Source organism: Chitinimonas violaceus (assembly GCF_052601015.1).
Genome location: NZ_JBQXDJ010000165.1, coordinates 1 through 1,685, shown reverse-complemented (window position 1 = coordinate 1,685; position 1,685 = coordinate 1). Strand labels below are relative to the sequence as shown.

Sequence of the window (1,685 nt, the reverse complement as noted above, 5' to 3'; positions counted from 1 at the left end):
AAAGTGACGTCAACGATGCACAATGGTTACAGCGCTTGCATGCGTGTGGTCTGCTGCGTGCGAGCTTTAGGCCGGGCCGCGACATTGCCGAGCTGCGCGCCTATCTTCGTGTCCGGGAGCGCCATACTGACTACGCGGCGGCACACATCCAGCACATGCAGAAGGCGCTTACCTTCATGAATATCCAATTGCACCATGTAGTCGCCACGATCACCGGCGTCACTGGGATGAGGATTATTCGTGCGATCATCACTGGAGAACGCGATCCCGACAAGCTGACTGCAATGCGTGACGTCCGCTGCAAAGAAAGCGCCGAAACCATCCGCAACGCACTCGTCGGCAATTACTAGCCCGAGCATCTTTTTGCGTTGAAGCAAGCATTGGCACTTTACGACTTTTACCAAGACCGCATCGATGAATGCGACGCTGAGATCGAGCGCACTGTCGCGGCGCTAAATGCCCAACGACCGGTCCCGGATGCGCCACTTCCGAAGGCAAAACATCGCAACAAGTTACCCAGCGATCCGAACTTCGACGTCCGATCAGCCATGTACCAGCTCGCTGGAACGGACCTGACGCAGATCCACGGCATTGGCCCCTTCTTGTCGCTGCGCTTGATTGCCGAATGCGGCACGGACCTGAGCCGCTGGCGAACTGCCAAGCAGTTCACCTCCTGGCTCGCCCTCTCGCCAAGCTGTAAGATCAGCGGTGGCAAGGTACTCTCCTCGCATACACGTAAGACCAGCAACCGTCTCACTGTTGCCTTGCGCTTGGCGGCGGTCTCCGTCGGAAGAAGCAATACAGCACTGGGCGCGTTCTACCGACGTCTTGCTGCGCGCATAGGTAACGCCAAGGCTGTGACAGCAACAGCGCGTAAAATTGCAGTGCTGTTCTACAACGCTATGCGCTTCGGCATGAATTACAGCGATCCGGGCGCTGATCACTACGAGCAGGCATACCGAGCGCGGGTCATCAAGCAACTACATCGCCGCGCGGCACAGTTCGGCTTTGTATTACAACCCCAGAACACGCCGGATTCCGTGGGTGTTTCCTAGGAAGCAACGGCGTACTTTGCCAGGGAGTCACTGCCCGGTACGCGTTCGTGAAGCAATGGCGACAGGTTTACCCGGTAACGTGGCTGTGCCGGACCCTGGCGGTTTCTTGTTGTGGTTTCTATGCCTAGCTTAAACGTCCACCGAGTCGACGGGCTCAGGAGAACGAATGGTTGCGAGTGGCAATCCGTGCCGCTCACGACAAAACACGCGGAACCTATAGTGCAAGACGCCTGCAAACTGAACTGGCTGCCGAAGGGATAGTGGCGGGTCGGGACCGGATAGCGCGACTACGTCGCGAAGACGGCATTTGCTGCATCCAGAAACGGCGATTCAAAGCGACGACCCATTTAGCTCATTGCTTGCCTGTTGCCGATAACCTGCTGAACCAGACCTTTGAACCGACGGGCCCAAAGCAGGTCTGGGTGAGCGATATTACTTACCTCCAAACAGATGAGGGCTGGCACTATCTGGCGGGCATCAAGGATGTGTTTACCTGCGAGATGGTGGGTTATGCGATGGGTGCTCGAATGACACAAGACTTGGTCAGTCAGGCGTTGTGGAAGGCGATAAAGTGGAAACGGCCAGAAGCAGGATTGATGCTGCATTCGGACCGAGGGAGTCAATATTGCT

The 1,685-nt window shown here is 56.7% G+C and carries 1 protein-coding gene and 2 pseudogenes; all 3 read left to right on the top strand.

Going from position 1 to position 1,685, the window contains the following annotated elements:
* Nucleotides 1-350 (top strand): annotated as a pseudogene (locus ACUHMQ_RS20650) (IS110 family transposase); the annotation flags it as partial.
* An 18-nt stretch (nt 351-368) separates the two neighbouring features.
* Nucleotides 369-1,055, top strand: a complete 687-nt coding sequence (locus tag ACUHMQ_RS20645; protein WP_445297327.1) for a transposase — start codon at nt 369-371, stop codon at nt 1,053-1,055.
* An 11-nt stretch (nt 1,056-1,066) separates the two neighbouring features.
* Nucleotides 1,067-1,685, top strand: a pseudogene (locus tag ACUHMQ_RS20640) (IS3 family transposase); the annotation flags it as partial.